Genomic DNA, 20,939 nt, shown 5'->3' with positions numbered 1-20,939 from the left:
TATATCCTCCTATTATTTTACTAAAATTAAATTACTTTCCTCTTTTCTAAGGGCTATTTTACTACCTCTAACCTTATATACAGTTAGGTGATCTTTAGGACCCTTTCTCAATACATCTATAAGAGCACCTTTTGTAAATCCAAGTGCTAACATTCTTTCTCTCAAATTACCATCTGATAATAAATCTTCAACTTGAGCTGTTGTTTTTATTTTTACATCTGTTAATCTTTTCAATTTTAACTCCTCCTTAAAAATTTTAGCCTAAGCTAACTTTTCTAATTTTAAGGTATGAAAATAATACATAGATTGTGCAAAATAGTAATAAATTTTCTAAAAAAAAATAATAAATATATAGGAGGTGTTTTTTTGAGTGAATATTTTACATTTAGTGAATATATGAAAAATAATAAATTAACACCTAGTGAAGAAGATTATGTAGAGATGATTTATAGAATATATCTTAAAAATGGGAATGTAAAAGTAAAAGACGTTGCAAGTGAATTAAATATAAAACCTGCATCTGTCACCAAAATGGTCAAAAAGCTAGATGAAAAAGGTGTATTAGAATATAAAAAATACGATTATATAAAGCTGACAAAAATGGGATATAAATTGGGAGATACATTACTAAAAAGGCATAATACAATTTATAAATTTTTAGAAATTCTAGGTTTAAAAGAAGATATACATGAAGAAACAGAAAAAATAGAACATACAATAAATTACGATACACTTGAAAAAATAAATACATTGATAGACTTTTTTTCAAATAATGAAGATGTATATTCCTTATTGATAAACTTTAGAAAAAATAGGGAGTGCTAAATACATAAGCAAAATAGTGTTAATTATTAATTATCGAGAGGGATTATCCTCTAAGGGGGAGTTTATGAAACTTTTAAAAATGTTGCAGTCAGTTGATATTTTAGCAATCAATGGGCCAGTAGATGTAGAGATAGAAGATATTTCATATGATTCTAGAACTGTCATAGAAGGTAGCATGTTTATATGTATAAAAGGAAATAACGTAGATGGGCACGACTTTATAGATGATGCGATAAAAAGGGGAGCAAAGGTAATATTAATTGATAGAAAAATACCTTATAAAAAAGATATAACATATATAAGAGTAGAAAATATTAAAAAATCTATGGCCATAATTGCAAAGAACTTTTTTGATAATCCATGTCAAAAAATAAATTTAGTTGGGATTACAGGGACAAATGGAAAGACAAGTACAGTGAGCTTTATAAGGCAGATACTTGAATATGACAGCAAGGTGGGAAGTATAGGGACTATAGAAATATACGATGGAGATAAAAATACAATATCTAAAAATACAACTCCAGAGAGCTTAGACATACAAAGAAATTTAAATAAGATGATAGCAAATGACTGTAAATACTGCATTATGGAGGTTTCTTCCCATGCTTTAGTCTTAAATCGAGTAGATTGTATTGATTATAAAATAGGAGTTTTTACAAATTTAACTCAAGATCATCTAGATTTTCATAAAAATATTGAAAACTATAAAAATGCTAAAGAGAGATTATTTTATAAAACAAATTCAGTAAATATTTTTAATATAGATGATGAAGTAGGAGAAGAATTCTTTGAACACAGTTTAAAACGAGATATAAAGACATATACTTATGGAATAAATAAAAACGCAGATTTTAGAGCGAGTGATATAAAATTATACCACGACAAAACAGAATATACATTAACTACAAATGAAGATAAATTTAAAGTATCAATACCTATATTAGGTTATTTCAACGTATACAACACATTAGCAGCAATAAGCACTTGTATATCACTAGGTGTAGGGTGTGAAGAAGTAATAAGTAGAGTTAAAACTTTAAAAAGTGTACCAGGCAGATTAGATCGTGTTGAAAATGAAAAAAACATAAATATAATTGTAGATTATGCTCACACTCCTGATGCACTTCTTAATTTAATAAAAAGTGCAAGATTATTTACAAAAGGAAGAATAATTTTAGTTTTTGGATGTGGTGGAGATAGAGATAAAACAAAAAGACCGATAATGGGAAAAATCGCCCAAGACAATTCAGATATTTCAATTATAACTTCAGATAATCCTAGATTTGAAAATGAAACAGAAATAATAAATGATATTTTAAAAGGTATAAATACTAAATTAGACAATTACTTAATCGTAAAAGATAGAAAAGAGGCGATAAAAACTGCGATAGAAATATATAAAAACCAAGATTTAATAATTATAGCGGGTAAAGGTCATGAAGATTATCAAATAAAAGGAGATAAAAAATATTATTTTGATGATAAAAAAATAGCTAAAGAAATAGTAGATAAATTATAAATCAATAAAAATACTATAAAGAGGGGAGGTTCATTCCCCTTTTTTTAATATTAAGATATCTGTTTGTCGAACCATTTCAAAGCAAAATCCTTAAATATAGTCTCGTTTTTAGATAATTTTTTATTTTTTATATTAACTAAATAAGTCGTCGCATAAAAATTATCAAATAAATTGATGATTTTTATATGGCTATTTATGTTGTTTTTATATGACATAGCGATAGTATCGGGAAGAAGAGTTATACCCATATCTTCAGATACTAATGCAAGTAATGTTTTTGTCTGACTATCTATATAAGACACTTCTGGAAAAAAGTTTAAGTTACCCCAAACACTTAAAAATATATTGTGTAAAGTTGAGTCGCCGCTTAACGAAATATATTTTTCTTTTGATGTTTTTGAAAGAGCAATAGTTTTATTTTCTAAAAATCTATGGTTTTCAGAAGTGACCATGACTAAATTATCATGAAAAAGAGCACATGAATCTAATAATTTGCTATTTGTGCCTATATTGTTTACAAATGCTAAATTAAATTTAGACAGACTTAAATATTCTAATATGGAATTGTTACTTCTTTCTATAAGCTCTATTTGAATATTTTGATATTCTTTGTGAAAATCGCCTATAAGAGCTGCCAGTCCATATTCAATCATTGTATCTATAACCCCAATTGTAATAATTTCACTTTCTTGACTTTTGTATTTTTCTAAACCCCTTTGCATTTTGTCATAGCTATCAACGCTTTGTTTTGCAAATTCAAGAAATTCTTGCCCTGCTGGTGTCAACGTGATAGTCCTATGTTCCCTTTTAAAAAGCTCAATCCCAATTTCCTTTTCTAAGGCTTTTATATGTTTAGATATTGATGATTGAGATATAAATAATTGCTGGGAAGCTAGTGTAAAGTGATTATTTTTTACAACAGCTAAAAAAGACCTTAATTGTTCAAATGTCATTGTTTTTCCCACCTTAAAAATAAAATAAATAAAAAAATCCCCTTAAAAATATTATAACAGATAATAGATAAAAATAATGAAAATAGGATATAAGTTTATATTGATGAAAATAGAGATTATCTAGGTAATATATACGAATGTATAAATTTATAAAATGATTGACAAACTATAATAATATTAATATATTTAAATTAAAGATATATTTATAGTTGAGATAATAAATAAATTCAATCGAATTTAAAGAGAGGTCTTGGCTAAAAAGAGATTTAAGAGTTAGTGAATATAGGAGCTCTCGTCCTTATGGATGAGAGCTTTTTGAGTATTATGGGGAAGGAAGGTCATTTATGAAATCTGTAGAAGAACAATTGAAAATAATAAAAAAGGGAACATTAGATATAATTAATGAAGAAGAATTAATAAAAAAATTAGAGAAATCAATAAATAATAATAAGCCATTAAAAATAAAATTGGGGCTAGATCCTAGTGCACCAGATATACACCTAGGACATACAGTTATTCTTAGAAAACTAAAACAATTACAAGACTTAGGACATGAGATTATTATAATAATAGGTGATTTTACGGGTAAGATAGGAGACCCCACAGGAAAATCAAAAATGAGAAAGTCTTTAAGTGATGAAGAAGTATTACAAAATGCAAAGACATATGAAGAACAAGTATTTAAAATCTTAGATAAAGAAAAAACAACTATAAAGTTTAACAGTGAATGGCTATCTAAATTGACGTTTGAAGATGTTTTACAGTTGACACAATATACAACAGTAGCGAGAATGCTTGAGAGAGAGGATTTTAGGCTGAGATTTGAAAATCAAAGACCTATATATTTAAATGAATTTTTCTACCCTTTAATGCAGGCTTTTGATTCGACTGCTATTGAAGCAGATATAGAATTTGGAGGAACAGACCAAAGATTTAATTTGCTTTCTGGCAGAACTCTGCAAAAGGAGATAGGAAAAGAGCCACAAGTTGTAATTATGATGCCTCTTATAGAGGGATTAGACGGCAAAAATAAAATGAGTAAAACTCTAGGTAATTATATAGGAATTTACGAATCGGCAAAATCAAAATATCAAAAGGTCATGGAAATACCAGATGAACTAATTGTAAAATACTATACATTATTAACTGATGTAAGTGATGAAAAAATAAAAGAAGTAAAATCTAAATTAAAAGATGAAAACATAAATCCAAGAGATATGAAAATGGATTTAGCGAGAGAAATAGTCAGCTTATATCACACAGCAGAAGAAGTAGATCAAGCAGAAGAGAGATTTAAAATGATATTCCAAATGGGACAAAAGCCAAAAGATATAGATACAATAAATGCAGAAAAAGAAAACTTCGATTTAATCCAAATAGTAGTAGATAAAGGTTTAGTATCTAGTAAAAGTGAATTTAGAAGACTTTTAGCACAAGGTGGAGTAAAAATAAATGATAAAAAAATAACTAAAGAAGAGTTCTTGCCAAAAGAAGGCGAACTTGTCGTGCAAATTGGAAAGAAAAAATTTATAAAAATAATAGTGTCTTAAATTAAAATAAGGTAAGTTTAACTTGCCTTATTTTTTATACAATTGAGAAAAACAAAATATTACAAGGTTATATAAAAGGCAGATTAGATTGTATAGAAAATGTAAGTTTTTAAATTATCTAAATAAAATTATATATAATAATTAATTAAAAATAATGATTTTTTTGAATATTATGTTACTATTATGTAAATAAAGCCTTTTATTCATATACAGTTCATAAAAGGGCATTTGTTATTATAATTTTATGGTAAATAATTAAATAAAAGGGGGCATTATCATGAATTTTGTAGACAAATTAGGTGTATTTGTAAAAAAATACTTATCACTACTAGTTTTAATTGGAGCAGCTATATCTTATATTAATCCAAATATATTTATAGGTATAGTGCCATATTTCAACTATATTTTAGGATTTATAATGTTTGGTATGGGTATGACATTAACTAAAGATGATTTCATACTTATACTTAAAAAACCAAAAGATGTTATATTAGGACTTTTAATTCAAATGGTTACTATGTCAATTGGAGCATTTATAGTAGTGAAATTACTAGGTTTAAAAGGTGATGTAGCAGTAGGACTTATATTACTTGGGGCTTGTCCAGGGGGAACTACTTCAAACGTAATGAGTTTTATAGCTAAAGCAGATGTTGCATTATCAGTAACATATACTTCAATATTTACATTTTTAGCACCAATAGTAACACCAGCATTAATTTACTTATTTGCAGGGACTTACGTTCAAGTCGACGGTATAGGAATGTTTATATCAATATCTCAAGTTGTTTTAATACCAATAATATTAGGTGTAATAGCTAATACTTTATTTGCTAAAGCAGCGGCTAAATGTATAAGAGTATTGCCTTCTGTATCTGGGCTTGCTATGGTAGTTTTAGTTGCAGGTATCGTAGCTGCTAATGCATCAAAATTAAATGCATCAGTAATAATAGTAGCTTTAGCAGTAGTAATTCATAATATATATGGATATTTATGTGGTTACTTCGGTGGTAAAGCTGTTGGATTTAAAGAAAGAAAGAGAAGAACTCTATCTATAGAAACTGGAATGAAAAATGCCACATTAGCGACAGTTTTAGCAGCAGCACATTTTGCACCAGAAGCCGCAATAGCACCAGCAATAGCAGGTATATGGCATGCATTTTCAGTATCAGTACTTGCAAATTATTGGGGTAATAAAGAAATAACTGATGAAGACGATGAAGAAGTAAAAGAAAGCGTGGAATAAAATATAAAATTTAAATAAAAATAAATTTTGTCAATAAATTGTTGAGAAAATATTAACAATGTGTTACACTTATCGTAAGTTAATATTTAATTTGTAAGATATCAATGAATGATATAAAAGCCATGAAGGTCTATGCCTTCATGGCTTTTTATATTCAAGAAGGTTACTTGTAAATTATATATTAATAAAAAACTGAGGAGTAGTTAAAAAAGAGAATTAGGGAGGATAATTATGAAATTAAAAAAGTTTTTAGCAGTAGGGATGGCTGTGATGCTGTCTGTTGGAAGTTTAACAGGGTGTTCTTCTAGTAACAACGCCAGTAACAATGAAAAGGTTTCTTCTAATAAAACTACATCAAAGAGAGAAGAGAGAATCAAAAATAATGAGTTAATAGTGGCAATTGGAGAAGAGGCAGAATCAGGATTTGATGCTACAACAGGCGGACATGGATCGCTTACAAAAGTATTTTTCTCAACTTTATTTAAAAGAGATAAAGAGTTAGGATTTGAAAATGATTTGGCAACTGGATATAAAGTATCTGATGATAAATTAACATGGACAGTAACTATAAGAGACGATGCTAAATTTACAGATGGAGAGAAAGTAACAGCAGAAGATGTAGCATTTACATATGAAACTGCTAAGAACTCAGGTTCAGAAATAGATTTAACAATGATAGATAAGATAACTGCAAAAGATGATACTACAATAGAATTTAAATTAAATAGAACATATTCTGCATTTATGGAGAGATTAGCATACTTAGGTATAGTTCCTAAACATGCTTATGATGAAAACTTTAAAGATAATCCAGTTGGATCAGGGCCTTATGAATTTGTACAATGGGATAAAGGTCAACAAGTTATAGCAAAAGAAAATGAAAATTATTATGGCGATAAACCAAAAATTAAACAATTGACAATGGTATTTTTAGATACAGATGCTGCTTATTCTGCTGTCCAAACTGGAGATGTAGATGTGTGCCAAATAAACGGAAACTTAGCAGATAAAAAAGTAGATGGAGCAAATGTAGTTGATATAGAAAGTATCGAATGTTATGGTGTTGAGTTCCCAATGGTTAAAGCAGGAGAAAAAGCAAAAGACGGATACGATATGGGTAACAATGTAACAAGTGATGAAGCTATAAGAAAGGCTTTAAATACTGCAGTAGATAGACAAAAGATAGTAGATGGAGTACTTAATGGATATGGTACACCTTCTACTACAGGGCTTGAACAAATGCCATGGGAAGATAAAAGTACTGAATTATCTAAAGATGAATATGCAAATGTAGACGAAGCTAAAAAAATATTATCAGATGGTGGATGGAAAGACACAGATAATGATGGAGTATTAGAAAAAGACGGCCAAAAAGCTGAATTTAAATTACTATATACTGAAGGTGAATACAGACAAGAAATGGCTTTAGAATTTGTAAATGTAGCAAAAGAAATAGGTATAAGCGTTAACTTAGAAGTTAGAACATGGGATACAATACTTGAAGATATACATAAAGAAGCTGTATTATTTGGATTTGGTTCAGGAGATCCATCAGAATTATACAACTTATATTACGGTCCTATAGCAGGTGGAACAGTTGCATGGGACAATGCAGGTGGTTATAATAACGAAAAAGTAAACGAAGATATAGATAAAGCATTAGATGCAAAAGATGAAGATGAAGCATTACCATATTGGAAAGACCTTCAAAAATATACATCTGCAAAAGGCGACGCACCATATTGCTGGCTTGTAAATGCAAATCACGTTTACTTAGCTGCAGATGGATTTGACTTTGGAAACCCAGTAGTTCAACCACACGGCGGAAGAATATTTGACAATGTTAATGAATGGTCATGGAAATAAACATTAAATATAAATAAAGCTAAGATACAAACTAGTACCTAGAAATATGTACTAGTTTGATATTGTATTTTTGAAGATTTTGAGGAGAGAAAATATGAATAAGGGAATAGGGGAATTTTTAACTAAAAAAGTTTTGAAATTAATAACTCTTTTAGTAGCTCTTTGTATAATTACTTTTGTTTTAATGGAATTATCTCCAATCGACCCAGTTACAGCTTATGTCGGAGCATCAACAAAAGTAAGTGCTGAACAAAGACAATTAATAGCAGAACATTGGGGCTTAAATCAACCTCCTATAATTAGATTTTGGTCTTGGTTTAAATCGATTATAAGTGGAGATTGGGGAACTTCTATGATATACAGAAGACCAGTTTTAGAAGTAATAGGACAAAAATTTATGTCGTCTATATGGCTTATGGGAATATCTTGGATACTTTCTGGAATTATAGGATTTATTTTAGGGATTATAGCAGGCATAAAAGAAGGAAAATTAATAGACAAAATAATACGTGGATATTGCTATATAATAATGTCGACTCCAACATTTTGGCTTGGAATATTATTTATAATATTATTTTCTGTAAAATTAGGGTGGTTCCCAGTTGCACTAAGTGTACCAATCGGCGTTTTATCAGAAAATGTGGGATTTGCTGAGAGAATGCAACATATAATACTACCTGCACTCACTCTTTCAATAATAAGTATTTCGAGTATATGTATGAATACAAGACAAAAGGTCATAGAGATAATGGAAAGCGACTATATATTATTTGCAAAAGCACGTGGCGAAAGTCAAATAAGTATAATATTTAATCATGTTCTTAAAAATGTATCACTTCCAGCAATAACACTTCAGTTTTTATCCTTTAGCGAATTATTTGGAGGAACAATATTTGTAGAGCAAGTTTTTTCATATCCTGGACTTGGTCAAGCGACAGTTTCAGCAGGACTTAAAGGTGATTTACCACTTCTTATGGGAATAGCGATAATAAGTTTAGTATTTGTCTATTCTGGAAATATAATTGCAGATTTATTATACAGAGTTATAGATCCTAGAATTAAGGAGGGACAAAATTTATAATGGAAAAAATCAAAGAAAAAGGACAACTAAAAAACAAAAAACTTCTTATTAATTACGGGGCTAGAGAAAGAACAATATTCTGGATAACAGTATTTGTTATTTTATTTGCAGATATATTAATCTGGGGAACTTTTATAGGTGAAGATAATTTATATGTAGATTTATTAAATAAATTTCAACCTCCATCACTTGATCATTTATTTGGAACTGATTGGGTGGGAAGGGATATGCTTACTAGAACTATAAAAGGTCTTAGCATAAGTATGAAAATAGGTATTTTAGCTACTCTTACAAGTACAATAATTGCAGTATTATTAGGTATTATTGGTCCTACATTTGGGAAAAAGGTAGATTTTATTGTAACTTGGCTTATAGATTTAGTCTTATCAGTACCTCACACATTAGTTGTAATACTTATATCAATTGCTATGGGTGGAGGTATAAAAGGTATTGTAGTCGGTGTTTCGCTTACTCACTGGACATCGCTTACTAGAGTTATAAGAGCGGAAGTTATGCAGATTATGGAGTCGGATTATACGAAGATTGCGAGAAACTTTGGCAAATCAAATTGGTATATAGCAAAAGAACATATCTTGCCTCATGTAATACCGCAGATAATAGTTGGAGCTGTACTTATATTCCCACATGCAATCTTGCACGAAGCATCAGTAACTTTCTTAGGTTTTGGGCTTCCACCACATGAACCAGCCATAGGTGTAATACTTTCAGAAAGTATGAAATACCTTACAAGTGGAGACTGGTGGCTTGCATTTTTCCCAGGGCTTAGTTTAGTTTTAGTTTCTATGATGGTAGACAGAATAGGCAAAAATATAGAAAAATTAATAAATCCTAAAACAGCGTATAAATAGGAGGTAGAGATGAAAGAGCCAATTTTAAAAGTTGAAAACTTGGGAATATCATTTTCTCAATATACAAAAGGATTAGTTAGAACTGATTTAGAAGTAATTAAAAATTTAGATATAGAATTAAATAAAGGTGAGATATTGGCAGTTGTAGGTTCTAGTGGTTCTGGAAAAAGTCTTCTTGCACACGCTATTTTGGGAATACTTCCACATAACTCGTCTACACATGGAAGGATAATTTATAACAAAGAAGAGCTGACAGAAAAGAGAAAACAAAACTTAAGAGGGCGTGAGATTGTACTTATACCTCAATCTGTAAATTATCTCGACCCTTTAAAAAAGGTAGGAAGTCAAATTAAAATATCTATAAAAAATAAGGATAAAAAAGCTAAAGACGAAATTGTAGATAATCTCTTTGAAAAATATAATTTAGACAAAAAAGTTAAAAATTATTATCCATTCCAACTATCAGGAGGGATGGCGAGAAAGGTGCTTTTATGCACAGCTTTAGCATCAAACAGCAAGGTAATAATTGCAGATGAGCCGACTCCAGGATTAGACGAAGAATCCTTAAATGAAGTACTAAAAGACTTTAGAAAAGTGGCTGATAGCGGATGTTCAATACTGATGATAACACACGACATATCTGCTGCACTTAAAATTGCAGATAAGGTGGCTATTTTTTATGCAGGTTCTACTTTAGAAATAGCTAATACAGATGATTTTAAAAATATAGAAAAATTGAGACATCCTTATACAAAGGCACTTTACAAGGCACTTCCAAACCATGAATTTAAAGCTTTAGACGATAAGACACAGCCACTTCCAAGTGAACTTCCAAAAGGATGTGTATTTTGTGATAGATGTAAAATCAAAACAAAGGAATGTGAAGTTAGAGTACCGGAAATTAAAGAAATTAGAAATGGAAAGGTGAGATGTATTCATGCAACTTAAAGCTAAAAATATAAATTTTAAATATAATGAGGATAGATATATATTAAAGGATATTGATTTTTGTGTAAATAGCGGTGAAGTCGTTGGACTTATTGCTCCAAGTGGATTTGGTAAGACGACACTTGCCAAAATATTGGCTGGATACATAACTCCAGAAAGCGGAGAAGTGATACTTAAAGGATGTAAAAGAGAAAAAAATGGATACAATCCAGTTCAACTTATTTTCCAACATCCCGAAAAATCTGTAAATCCAAAGTGGAAGATGAAAAAAATAATAAACGAGGCATTTATTCCATCAAAGGAATTGATAGAAGCTATGGGTATTAAACAAGGATGGATGAATAGATGGCCGAGTGAATTATCAGGTGGAGAACTTCAACGTTTTTGTGTTATAAGGGCATTATCACCGAAGACTAGATTTTTAATTGCTGATGAGATGACAACTATGTTAGATGCAATAACACAAGCACAAATTTGGGATGTAGTTTTAGATTATGCCAAGAAAAATGATATAGGTGTAATAGTTATAAGTCATGAAAAAGCTTTAGTAGACAAAATATGCGATAGAGTTGTGAATTTAGAAGAATTTAAAGAAGAGCAAAAAGAAGTAGTTTAATTGTATAAATATATTTAGCAATAAAAATAAGTTTTGATGCAAAAAGAATAAATTGAATATATAAAAAAATAGAAAATATTTCCTCAAAAACAATTGACATGTACTACATAAAATGGTAATATATCAGTAGCTTAAAAAGCAGAAAATGGGGCATACCACCGCGGGTATGGTTTATTTTCTGCTTTTTTTGCTTTTAAATAAGATTTCTAATCAATAAAAAGGGGGAACAATATGATATTAAACGGTAAAACTGTAGATTTAAAAGAAGATATTTCTGTAAAAGATCTTTTAGAAAATTACGACTTAAATCCACAAAAGGTCGTTGTAGAAGTAAATATGGAAATACTAGATGACGAAGTCTACAGTACATATTTATTAAAAAATGAAGATACAGTGGAAGTTATAAGCTTTGTAGGGGGTGGTTGATTTGAAGATATTCTTAAATGAGATTCAGACAGAAATAGAGGAAAACTGCACAGCTTATAAATTACGAAATAAAGTAGATAAGAATTGTGATGTGCTTATCTTAAATGGATTTCCATTAAAGGAAGATAAAATTTTAAAAGAAGATGATAGACTTACACTTATAGAGAGGGGAAAAATCCCAACAAAAGACGAGTTAGAAAGAGTTATGATTGCAAGACATACGCCAAATTTACATAATAAGCTCAAATCTGGAAAAGTTGCAGTTTTAGGTCTTGGAGGACTAGGTTCAAATATAGCTATCTCACTTTCTAGAGTAGGAGTAGGCGAAATTATTTTAGTAGATTATGATGTAGTTGAACCGTCTAATTTAAATAGACAGCAGTATTTTGTAAAACATATAGGTATGAAAAAAACAGAGGCACTAAAATCTTTAATAAAAGATATAAATCCTTTTGTAAAGATAAAAACTAAGGATATATTTGTTACAAAAGAAAATATAGATTTTTTAAAAGAATATGATATCGTAATCGAGGCCTTTGATGATCCAAAAAACAAGGCTATGATATGTAATACTGTACTTAGAAACTTTAAAGATAAATACCTAATTGCATCATCTGGAATGGCTGGATATTACGATTCAAATATAATAAAAACAAAGAAAATAAGAGATAAATTTTATATTTGTGGAGATTTTGAACACGAGGCAAAAGAAGGCGAAGGACTAATGGCTCCAAGGGTTTCAATATGTGCAAATCATATGGCAAACTTAGCTATGAAAATTTTAATTGAAGATATAAAAAGATAAAAGTTAGTAAAAATATTATGATGTACTATAAATATAAAACAGTAATTTGATTTAAATTTTAGATACTAAATTAAAAAGGGGAGACAAAATGGATAAATTAATATTAGGTGGACACGAATTTGACAGCAGACTTTTAATAGGGACAGGGAAATTTGGAAGTAACGATATTCTTCCAGAAGTTATAAAAGCAAGCAATAGCGAAATAATAACAATGGCAATAAGAAGAGTTGATTTAGACAATCCAAATGAAAATATTTTGACTTATATACCAAAAGAAATGACTATACTTCCTAATACTTCGGGAGCTACTAATGCAGAAGAAGCAGTTAGAATAGCTAGGATATCTCGTAAAATGGGCTGTGGAGATTTTATAAAAATAGAAGTTATATCAGATACAAGATACTTACTACCAGACAACGAAGAGACAATAAAAGCAACTAAAATTCTAGCAGATGAAGGGTTTGTAGTTCTTCCATATATGTCACCAGACTTATACGCAGGAAGACGTTTAATAGAAGCTGGAGCAGCTGCTGTAATGCCACTAGGCGCACCGATTGGGTCAAATAGGGGATTAAAAATGAAAGAAATGATTCAGATAATGATAGATGAGTTAGACACTAATATAATTGTAGATGCAGGCATTGGTAAGCCATCACAAGCGATGGAGGCTATGGAGATGGGGGCAGCTGCAGTTTTAGTAAACTCAGCAATTTCATCAGCACAAGACCCAGTAAAAATGGCAAATGCATTTAGATTAGCAGTAGAAGGTGGAAGAGAGGCATACCTAGGAAAAACTGGACCAGTGAGCAACTTTGCAAATGCATCATCACCTTTAACTGGATTTTTAGGAAGTCTATAAGGGGGAATATAGATGAGTTTTTATGAAGTTTTAGAAAAATACAGAGATTTTGATTTCGACGGATATTTTAAAAATGTTACAGAGCCAGATGTTTTAAGAAGTTTAAATAAAAATAAGTTAGATCATATGGATGTTTTAAACTTATTATCACCAAAAGCCACACAACACCTAGAACAGATGGCACAAAAAGCTCATAGATTAAGTCTTCAACATCTTGGCAAAACAGTAACTTTATATACTCCTATGTATATTGCAAATTACTGTGTAAATCACTGTGTATACTGCGGATACAACTGTAAAAGTGGGATAAACAGAAGAAAATTAAATATGGAGCAAATTAAAAACGAAGCAGATTATATAGCTGATATGGGATTTAAACATATTTTAGTACTTACAGGCGAAAGTGAAAGACATTCTCCAGTTGAATATATAGGAGAGGCGGTAAATCTTATTTCAGGCAGATTTTCGTCAATAGGGATAGAAGTATATCCAATGGAAGTAAGAGGGTATAAACACCTTGTTGAAAATGGTGCAGACTCACTTACTGTCTATCAAGAAACATATGATGAAGTAGTTTATAAAAAGGTACACATAAAAGGACCAAAGGCAAATTTCAAATTTAGACTAGATGCGCCGGAAAGAGGGGCAATGGCAGGAATGAGAAGTTTATCAATAGGCGCACTATTAGGACTTGCTGACTATAGAAAAGATGCATTTTTCACTATTTTACATGGAGAATATTTAAAAACAAAATATCCACATATAGAGCTTTCTTATTCAGCACCTAGAATGAAGCCATTTAAGGGGAGCTTTGACGATATAAATCCAGTAGACGATAAAACAGAATTTCAAATAATGACGGTTATGAGACTTTTCGACCCTCATGCAGCATTAAACGTTTCGACAAGAGAGGATTTAGAATTTAGAAAAAATGTAATGCCATTAGGAGTTACTAAATTAAGCGCCGAAGTAACAACAGACGTAGGGGGACATACTTTAGGAGAAGGTGGAACAAACCAATTTGAAAATAATACAGATGCCAGCTTAGAAGAAGTAGGAAAAATGTTAAATTCAATCGGATATCAATATGTATTTAAAGATTGGGAGAGATTTTAGATGTATTTAATCAGCAACAGAAATCTATGCTCCAAAGAAAAATACATAAAAACTATAGTCGAAGCTGCTAAAAATAATGTAGAGTACTTGATTTTAAGAGAAAAAGATTTAAAATATAGTGAATTGGAAAAACTATATAATGAGATAGTTTCAGAATTAAAAGAAAATAAAGCAGATATAAATATAATTGTAAATAGCTCGATTGAATTATATGAAAATTATCCTGTTTATGGAGTACACCTTCCATATAATTTATTTAAAGATTTGATAAGTAGGGGTTATAAGTTCGATAAAAATAAAAAAATAGGACTATCTCTACACAGTACACATGAGCTTATTGAGTTAAATAAAATTATAGAAAGTAAAAAAATAGATATAGATTATATAACTCTTTCACATATATTTGATACAAAATGCAAAGAAGGGCTAACACCTAAGGGAGTAGATCTTTTAAAAAATGCTAAAGATTTGACTAAAATAAAGATTGTTGCGTTAGGCGGAATTTTGTCTCAAAATATAAAACAAATTATAGATTACTGTGATGATTATGCAGTTATGAGTACTTTGTTTAAAAGCGATAATATTCAAAATACTATAGAAGACTACAATAAAAATTGGAGATAATATTAATTTAAAACCCAAAGAGAAAAACAAATTCTTTGGGTTTTATTTTTTGCATAATTCAAAACCCTAAAATGTAGCAATATAGAAGATGATGTAGTGCAATGATATAATTATAATAGTAATAAAATAAACTATAGATAATCGGTATAAGGATGTATTTTAAAATTCTAAAATATTGTATAGGTTCTTTAAAAATTAATTTACAGTTTTTTAAGGGGGGATTTTATGTTTACTAAATACAAAGGAGAGATTGGACTAGGTTTGACTGCTTTTATCTGGGGAAGTGGATTTATAGGGGTTTCAATTTCTTTAAGCGGTGGACTTACACCACTTCAGATATTGACAATAAGATTTTTTATAGGAGCAGTTTTACTTGGAATTATATTTTTTAAAGAAATTAAGAATAATATAACTAAAGAAGCTGTAAAAGCAGGTAGTTTAATTGGTGTATTTTTATTTATTGCGTTTGCATTTCAAACGATTGGAATGTCTTATACAACAGCATCAAAAAACGCCTTTTTAACAGCTATAAACGTAGTAATAGTACCGTTTATCGGTTTTATATTATACAAAAGACCACTAGACAAATACGGAATAATAAGCAGTATAATAGCGATTTTGGGAATAGGAATACTATCTTTAGAAGCCGACTTTAGCATCAATTTTGGAGATTTTTTGACAATGATATGTGCATTTGGATTTGCATTTCACATATTTTTCACAGGCGAATTTGTTAAAAAAAACAACGCAATAGTTCTGACTGTTGTTCAATTTAGCGTTGCAACTATTTTATCACTAATAGTACAGATATTGTTTAATGAAATAAAAATACAAGCGCAGATATCATCTATAATAGGTGTACTTTATTTAGGCATATTTTCTACGACAATTGCATTTTTACTTCAGACTATTTGCCAAAGAGATGTAAGCCAGACAAAGTCAGCTATAATTTTATCACTAGAATCAGTATTTGGAACTATATTATCAGTTATAATTTTACACGAAGTTCTAACTTTAAAAATGATAGCTGGATGTTTGATAATATTTTGTGCAATTATAATTTCAGAGACAAAATTATCTTTTTTAAAGAAAAATAATTTAAAAGAAGAAGATACAAAATCTATAAATTAACTCAATATAAAAATTCAAATTAAAAATAAAAAAGTAAAATTTAATAAAACTCAAACACATATTTAACTAAAGAAAGGAGAATAAAAAGTATAATTTACTTTTAAAAGGCGTATGGAAAATTATATGACAGAAGGTAATGCAGCAAAATCAATTGCATATTTTTCAATACCGTTAGTTTTAAGCAGCGTATTTCAACAACTCTACAACTTAGTAGATTCAATAATTGTCGGAAATTATGTCGGTGAAGATGCACTAGCAGCAGTAGGAGCATCTTATTCAATAACTATGGTATTTATGTCAATTGCTATAGGAAGTGGGATAGGATGTGCAGTTGTAATATCTCAATATTATGGGGCAAAGATGATTTATAAAATGAAGACATCAATATACACATCTATAATAGCTATAGGAGTGCTTAGTATTTTTTTAGCTTGTATAGGATTATGTATGTCGAAGTTTTTATTAAAAATAATGAAAACCCCTGTAAATATATTTGATGATGCACTAAATTATTTAAACATATATTTCTTAGGGCTTACATTTATGTTTTTATACAATATAATAACTTCGATTTTCAATGCGCTTGGAAAATCTAAAATACCTCTGTACTTTCTTATATTCTCTAGTTTCTTAAATATACTTTTAGATTTAATATTTGTTGTAAAACTCCAATATGGAGTGATTGGAGTCGCTATGGCTACTTTGATTGCACAAGGTATATCGGCTTTTTTATCTATAGGATACTTATTTTTTAATTTGAAAAAATTTGATAAAAAAGACTCTATAAATAGTGAATATAAAAAAATAAATAGTGATAAGGAAACTTATAAAAATAATGAAATAGATGATTTAGATTTTAAACTTTTTGACTTTAAAATACTAAAAAATATGAATGAAATAGCTATACCATCTATATTTCAACAGTCATTTGTATATATAAGCATATTTTTAGTTCAAATAATAGTAAATACATTTGGATCATCTATAATAGCTGGATATACTATAGCGACAAAAATAGATTCAATAACTATGATTCCACTTGCGTCATTTGGAAATGCAATAGGTACATTTACAGCGCAAAATATAGGTGCTAAAAAAATAGATAGAGTAAAAGAAGGATTAAAAAGTACCTTAATTATGATATCAATTATGAGTTTAATTATATTCAGTATATTATTTATTTTTGGAAGGGATATAATAGATTTATTTTTAGATGAAGCTCAAAGTGAAGATGCTATAAGTTTTGCAATCAAATACCTTCGTGTAGTTTCAGCATTTTATATATTAAAAGGTTTTATGAATGCTTATTGCGGAGTGCTAAAAGGTGCTGGAGATATAAGTATATTTGTAATAGCTACAATGTTAAATTTCTTTATTAGATTGATAATCGTATATATTTTTTCAAACAAAATTGGACCATCAGTAGTTTATTATGCTATTCCTATAGGATGGTTTGTAGGTCTATTGATAGGATATATAAGATATAAAAATGAAAAATGGAAATTAAAAACAATAATTAAATAAAACTTTTTAAAACTGTCATGAGTTTATAACTTATGGCAATTTTTTTGTTAAAAAATTTACAGCAAAGTAATAAAATGTAATATAATTTAATAAATAATCCATTTTCCTTTATTAGAATAAAGAAAAATTAATTGTAAAGGAGAGTTTGAAATGAAAAAAACAGAACTTTATATAAAATCTACTAATAATGAAAATAATCTACACACAATTGTGTGGGAGCCTGAAGGTGATATTGAAGCGATTGTCCAGATATCACATGGGATGATAGAGTACATAGATAGATATGATAGATTTGCAAGATTTTTAAATTCAAAGGGGATATTAGTTGTGGGAAATGACCACCTTGGTCATGGTCTTACAGCAAAAGATGATGATGAATTGGGGTATTTTCCAACACAATACAAAAGTAAAACAGTAGTAGACGATTTATATGAGATTACAAAAGAAATAAAGTCTAGATTTGGAGAAGAAATACCTTATTTTGTATTGGGGCACTCTATGGGATCTTTTATGATTAGAAGATACATAATGACTTACGGAGATAAGGTAGATGGAGCAGTAATAGTTGGTACTGGTAGTCAGCCAAAAGTTGTATTAAAAGGTGGAAAAGCAGTACTAAAAATATTAAAGGCCTTTAAAGGAGAGAATTACAGAAGTAAATTTGTAGAAAAAATGGCGTTTGGTACTTACAATAAAAAATTCGAGCCAGTAGTTACACAAAATGATTGGATAAGTAGGGATAAAGATATAGTACATAAATATGTAAATGATAAATACTGTACTTTCTTATTTACATTAAACGGATATGAGACGTTATTTGATGTATTGGAATTTATACAAAGTCCACAAAATAAAGTCAAAATACCAAATGACCTACCATTATTATTTGTTGCTGGAGATATGGACCCAGTTGGAAATTACGGTAAAAGTGTAAAACAAGTATACAATAATTATAAAGTCCAAGGTGTAGAAGATATAGACATAAAACTTTATAAAGATGGACGTCATGAGATACTTAATGAACTTAATTATGAAGATGTATATAATGATATTTATAATTGGTTAAAAAAACGTATTGAAAATACTCAAAAAGCGTTTTAATTTACATATATAAAATAATATAAAGGTAATATTAGGAGGAAAAATGGGGATTTACTTAGATAATGCAGCGACTTCTTTTCCAAAACCAAAAGAAGTTGCAGATGCAGTATATGATTTTATGATAAATAATGGGACCTCTTCTGGAAGAGGCTCATATAAAAAAGCAATGCAATCAGATTATATTGTTTATGAATGTAGAAAACTTATTGGAAATCTTTTTAATTTTGATGATCCTAAAAAAGTTGTATTTACAAGCAATGTAACTGATTCTTTAAATATTGCAATAAGAGGAATACTAAAGGAAAATGACCATGTAATAACAAGTAGTTTGGAGCATAATGCCGTTTGGAGATGTCTAAAAACTTTAGAAAAAGATATAAATATAAAAATAGACACAGTAGAATGTTCAAAAGACGGGATTACAAATCCAGAAGATATTAAAAAATACATAAGAAAAGACACAGCATTAATAGTATTTACACAAGCATCAAACGTACTTGGAACAATACAACCTATAAAAGAAATAGGCAAAATAGCGAGAGAAAACAAAATAGTATTTTTAGTAGACGCTGCACAAAGCGCTGGAGCTATGAAGATAGATATAAAAGAAGACAACATAGACATTCTTGCATTTACAGGACATAAAAGTTTACTTGCTCCTATGGGGACAGGAGGTCTTATAATAAATACGGATATAGACATAAAACCGCTAAAAGCAGGGGGGACAGGTGGTGATTCTGCATATGAATATCAGCCTGATTATTATCCAAATCATTTAGAAACTGGAACCTCAAATGTAAGTGGGATAGCTGGCCTTAGAGCAGCTATAAAGTTTTTAAATAGAGAAGGAATAGACAATATACATAATAAAGAAAAAGAACTTACAAAATACGCCTTACAGAGATTGGAAACTGTAAAAGATATAGAAATTTACGGACCAAAAGACTGTGAAAAAATCTTAAGTGTAATAAGTTTTAATATAAAAAACAAAAGACCAGAGGATATATCTACTATATTAGATCAAAAATACGACATAATGCTTAGGGCAGGACTGCACTGCGCACCAACTGCACATAGCGTAATCAATACAAAAGACAGGGGTAGTCTTAGAATTGGTATTGGATATTTTAATACAAAAGACGATATAGATAAATTAGTTGAAGCTTTAAATAATTTATAATAAAATTTATTAAAAAATTATAGGGGGATAATTATGTTTTTAGAACAAATCAATTTAAGTTTTATACAACCATGCACAACAGACTCAAAGAGAATAAGAATAATAGCAACTCCATCTAGAGATGTATCAGAGCTTTTCCCATATTTAAATACTTACTTAAAAACAGCTATATACAACAAAAAAGGACAAACTCTAACATATAACTACGGTCCAAAAATAATAGTAATAACAAAAGACGATATAAAAGTATCTAAATTATTAAATGAAACAGATGCATTTGAGACATTAGATTATATAAAAGATTTTATAAACGATTGTTATGAAAAAAAAGACAGCATAAAACCTAGTGATGAAAAACGCAACTTACCTAGTCCATTTGATGTATATGAAGTACTTCCTCGACTAAATTGTGGAAAATGCGGAGAGTCAACTTGTATGGCATTTGCAGCAAAGTTGGTAGCGGGAAAATATAAACCTAATATGTGTTCTCAAGTTAGGGCAGAGGGCAATGAGAAGATGAGAGAAGAGTTGGAAAATATATATTTAACATTGGGGTATGAGCTTTAATTAGATAACTAAATAATTACAAAATATTGCAAAAAAAATTAGAAAAGACTAAAATTATATTGTCGAGAAATTTTAGGGGTATGAGTATTATATATAAAATAACTAAAAAGTTTTATAAAAACTGTTTAAGTATAAA

General features: G+C 29.3%; 21 protein-coding genes. 19 read left to right on the top strand and 2 right to left on the bottom strand.

What is annotated here, in order from left to right:
• Window positions 1-12 precede the first annotated feature (12 nt).
• Window positions 13-234: a FeoA family protein gene (locus ABCM86_RS03785; RefSeq protein ID WP_195929875.1), complete on the bottom strand. Its 222-nt coding sequence runs from the start codon at window positions 232-234 to the stop codon at window positions 13-15.
• A gap of 132 nt (window positions 235-366) precedes the next feature.
• Between ABCM86_RS03785 and ABCM86_RS03780 the strand changes: the two genes are divergently transcribed.
• Together ABCM86_RS03780 and ABCM86_RS03775 are read left to right on the top strand one after the other, a co-directional pair.
• The gene (locus ABCM86_RS03780; protein WP_243269559.1) at window positions 367-825 is read left to right on the top strand and encodes an iron dependent repressor, metal binding and dimerization domain protein; all 459 of its coding nucleotides are present in this window, start codon (window positions 367-369) and stop codon (window positions 823-825) included.
• Window positions 826-889: 64 nt separating this feature from the next.
• Window positions 890-2,344: a UDP-N-acetylmuramoyl-L-alanyl-D-glutamate--2,6-diaminopimelate ligase gene (locus tag ABCM86_RS03775; protein WP_343003519.1), complete on the top strand. Its 1,455-nt coding sequence runs from the start codon at window positions 890-892 to the stop codon at window positions 2,342-2,344.
• A 50-nt stretch (window positions 2,345-2,394) separates the two neighbouring features.
• On the opposite strand, the gene ABCM86_RS03770 is transcribed toward ABCM86_RS03775, so the two are convergent.
• Window positions 2,395-3,297, bottom strand: coding sequence for a LysR family transcriptional regulator (locus tag ABCM86_RS03770; RefSeq protein WP_195929877.1), 903 nt, complete (start codon window positions 3,295-3,297; stop codon window positions 2,395-2,397).
• Between the two features lie 344 nt (window positions 3,298-3,641).
• Between ABCM86_RS03770 and tyrS the strand changes: the two genes are divergently transcribed.
• The 17 genes from tyrS to ABCM86_RS03685 all read left to right on the top strand — a co-directional run bounded on the left by tyrS (window position 3,642) and on the right by ABCM86_RS03685 (window position 20,803).
• A complete protein-coding gene (gene tyrS / locus ABCM86_RS03765) occupies window positions 3,642-4,847 on the top strand; it encodes a tyrosine--tRNA ligase (protein ID WP_295574847.1) in 1,206 nt (401 codons plus the stop codon).
• A gap of 277 nt (window positions 4,848-5,124) precedes the next feature.
• Window positions 5,125-6,090, top strand: a complete 966-nt coding sequence (locus ABCM86_RS03760) for a bile acid:sodium symporter family protein (protein ID WP_295574844.1) — start codon at window positions 5,125-5,127, stop codon at window positions 6,088-6,090.
• 231 nt (window positions 6,091-6,321) lie between these two features.
• The gene (locus ABCM86_RS03755; RefSeq protein ID WP_343003518.1) at window positions 6,322-7,956 is read left to right on the top strand and encodes an ABC transporter substrate-binding protein; all 1,635 of its coding nucleotides are present in this window, start codon (window positions 6,322-6,324) and stop codon (window positions 7,954-7,956) included.
• Between the two features lie 94 nt (window positions 7,957-8,050).
• Window positions 8,051-9,037 carry an ABC transporter permease gene (locus tag ABCM86_RS03750; protein WP_295761151.1) on the top strand — a complete coding sequence of 329 codons (987 nt, stop codon included), beginning with the start codon at window positions 8,051-8,053 and terminating at the stop codon, window positions 9,035-9,037.
• Entirely contained in the window at window positions 9,037-9,906 is an 870-nt protein-coding gene (locus ABCM86_RS03745; RefSeq protein ID WP_195929882.1) for an ABC transporter permease, read from the top strand. The genes ABCM86_RS03750 and ABCM86_RS03745 overlap by 1 nt, the downstream gene beginning before the upstream one ends.
• Window positions 9,907-9,915: 9 nt before the next feature.
• Window positions 9,916-10,854 (top strand): ABC transporter ATP-binding protein, encoded by a 939-nt coding sequence (locus ABCM86_RS03740; RefSeq protein WP_195929883.1) that lies wholly within the window; start codon window positions 9,916-9,918, stop codon window positions 10,852-10,854.
• On the top strand, window positions 10,844-11,470 hold the full coding sequence (locus ABCM86_RS03735) for an ATP-binding cassette domain-containing protein (RefSeq protein WP_295761149.1): 627 nt from the start codon (window positions 10,844-10,846) through the stop codon (window positions 11,468-11,470). Before ABCM86_RS03740 ends, ABCM86_RS03735 begins: the two co-directional genes overlap by 11 nt.
• Window positions 11,471-11,701: 231 nt before the next feature.
• Window positions 11,702-11,896, top strand: a complete 195-nt coding sequence (gene thiS / locus ABCM86_RS03730) for a sulfur carrier protein ThiS (protein WP_195929885.1) — start codon at window positions 11,702-11,704, stop codon at window positions 11,894-11,896.
• Between the two features lies 1 nt (window position 11,897).
• Window positions 11,898-12,701: a thiamine biosynthesis protein ThiF gene (thiF, locus tag ABCM86_RS03725; protein WP_295761147.1), complete on the top strand. Its 804-nt coding sequence runs from the start codon at window positions 11,898-11,900 to the stop codon at window positions 12,699-12,701.
• Window positions 12,702-12,789: 88 nt separating this feature from the next.
• The gene (locus ABCM86_RS03720) at window positions 12,790-13,560 is read left to right on the top strand and encodes a thiazole synthase (RefSeq protein WP_295574833.1); all 771 of its coding nucleotides are present in this window, start codon (window positions 12,790-12,792) and stop codon (window positions 13,558-13,560) included.
• Between the two features lie 12 nt (window positions 13,561-13,572).
• Window positions 13,573-14,676 carry a 2-iminoacetate synthase ThiH gene (thiH, locus tag ABCM86_RS03715; RefSeq protein ID WP_343003517.1) on the top strand — a complete coding sequence of 368 codons (1,104 nt, stop codon included), beginning with the start codon at window positions 13,573-13,575 and terminating at the stop codon, window positions 14,674-14,676.
• A complete protein-coding gene (locus ABCM86_RS03710) occupies window positions 14,677-15,300 on the top strand; it encodes a thiamine phosphate synthase (RefSeq protein WP_343003516.1) in 624 nt (207 codons plus the stop codon).
• A gap of 225 nt (window positions 15,301-15,525) precedes the next feature.
• Complete coding sequence (locus ABCM86_RS03705) at window positions 15,526-16,431, top strand: DMT family transporter (protein WP_295733514.1); 906 nt, start codon at window positions 15,526-15,528, stop codon at window positions 16,429-16,431.
• Window positions 16,432-16,542: 111 nt separating this feature from the next.
• On the top strand, window positions 16,543-17,955 hold the full coding sequence (locus ABCM86_RS03700) for an MATE family efflux transporter (RefSeq protein WP_343003515.1): 1,413 nt from the start codon (window positions 16,543-16,545) through the stop codon (window positions 17,953-17,955).
• Window positions 17,956-18,105: 150 nt separating this feature from the next.
• Window positions 18,106-19,056 carry an alpha/beta fold hydrolase gene (locus tag ABCM86_RS03695; protein WP_295677372.1) on the top strand — a complete coding sequence of 317 codons (951 nt, stop codon included), beginning with the start codon at window positions 18,106-18,108 and terminating at the stop codon, window positions 19,054-19,056.
• A 43-nt stretch (window positions 19,057-19,099) separates the two neighbouring features.
• On the top strand, window positions 19,100-20,236 hold the full coding sequence (locus ABCM86_RS03690; RefSeq protein WP_343003514.1) for an aminotransferase class V-fold PLP-dependent enzyme: 1,137 nt from the start codon (window positions 19,100-19,102) through the stop codon (window positions 20,234-20,236).
• A 33-nt stretch (window positions 20,237-20,269) separates the two neighbouring features.
• Window positions 20,270-20,803, top strand: a complete 534-nt coding sequence (locus ABCM86_RS03685; RefSeq protein ID WP_295574812.1) for a (Fe-S)-binding protein — start codon at window positions 20,270-20,272, stop codon at window positions 20,801-20,803.
• Window positions 20,804-20,939 lie beyond the last annotated feature (136 nt).

The sequence above is a fragment of the Clostridium sp. 2218st1_F5_2218SCRN_220325 genome (genome assembly GCF_039062665.1).
In the GTDB taxonomy this organism is placed as follows: Bacteria; Bacillota; Clostridia; order Peptostreptococcales; family Peptostreptococcaceae; genus Intestinibacter.
This window is presented reverse-complemented; position numbering and strand designations above follow the sequence as displayed.

Bases quoted from the DNA above. Each gene is read 5' to 3' on its own strand.
- ABCM86_RS03775 (WP_343003519.1), top strand. From the start codon at position 890: ATGAAACTTTTAAAAATGTTGCAGTCAGTTGATATTTTAGCAATCAAT.
- ABCM86_RS03700 (WP_343003515.1), top strand. From the start codon at position 16,543: ATGGAAAATTATATGACAGAAGGTAATGCAGCAAAATCAATTGCATAT.
- ABCM86_RS03695 (WP_295677372.1), top strand. From the start codon at position 18,106: ATGAAAAAAACAGAACTTTATATAAAATCTACTAATAATGAAAATAAT.
- tyrS (WP_295574847.1), top strand. From the start codon at position 3,642: ATGAAATCTGTAGAAGAACAATTGAAAATAATAAAAAAGGGAACATTA.
- ABCM86_RS03710 (WP_343003516.1), top strand. From the start codon at position 14,677: ATGTATTTAATCAGCAACAGAAATCTATGCTCCAAAGAAAAATACATA.
- ABCM86_RS03750 (WP_295761151.1), top strand. From the start codon at position 8,051: ATGAATAAGGGAATAGGGGAATTTTTAACTAAAAAAGTTTTGAAATTA.
- ABCM86_RS03705 (WP_295733514.1), top strand. From the start codon at position 15,526: ATGTTTACTAAATACAAAGGAGAGATTGGACTAGGTTTGACTGCTTTT.
- ABCM86_RS03755 (WP_343003518.1), top strand. From the start codon at position 6,322: ATGAAATTAAAAAAGTTTTTAGCAGTAGGGATGGCTGTGATGCTGTCT.
- ABCM86_RS03745 (WP_195929882.1), top strand. From the start codon at position 9,037: ATGGAAAAAATCAAAGAAAAAGGACAACTAAAAAACAAAAAACTTCTT.
- ABCM86_RS03735 (WP_295761149.1), top strand. From the start codon at position 10,844: ATGCAACTTAAAGCTAAAAATATAAATTTTAAATATAATGAGGATAGA.
- ABCM86_RS03770 (WP_195929877.1), bottom strand. From the start codon at position 3,297: ATGACATTTGAACAATTAAGGTCTTTTTTAGCTGTTGTAAAAAATAAT.
- thiS (WP_195929885.1), top strand. From the start codon at position 11,702: ATGATATTAAACGGTAAAACTGTAGATTTAAAAGAAGATATTTCTGTA.
- thiH (WP_343003517.1), top strand. From the start codon at position 13,573: ATGAGTTTTTATGAAGTTTTAGAAAAATACAGAGATTTTGATTTCGAC.
- ABCM86_RS03720 (WP_295574833.1), top strand. From the start codon at position 12,790: ATGGATAAATTAATATTAGGTGGACACGAATTTGACAGCAGACTTTTA.
- ABCM86_RS03685 (WP_295574812.1), top strand. From the start codon at position 20,270: ATGTTTTTAGAACAAATCAATTTAAGTTTTATACAACCATGCACAACA.
- ABCM86_RS03740 (WP_195929883.1), top strand. From the start codon at position 9,916: ATGAAAGAGCCAATTTTAAAAGTTGAAAACTTGGGAATATCATTTTCT.
- ABCM86_RS03690 (WP_343003514.1), top strand. From the start codon at position 19,100: ATGGGGATTTACTTAGATAATGCAGCGACTTCTTTTCCAAAACCAAAA.
- ABCM86_RS03760 (WP_295574844.1), top strand. From the start codon at position 5,125: ATGAATTTTGTAGACAAATTAGGTGTATTTGTAAAAAAATACTTATCA.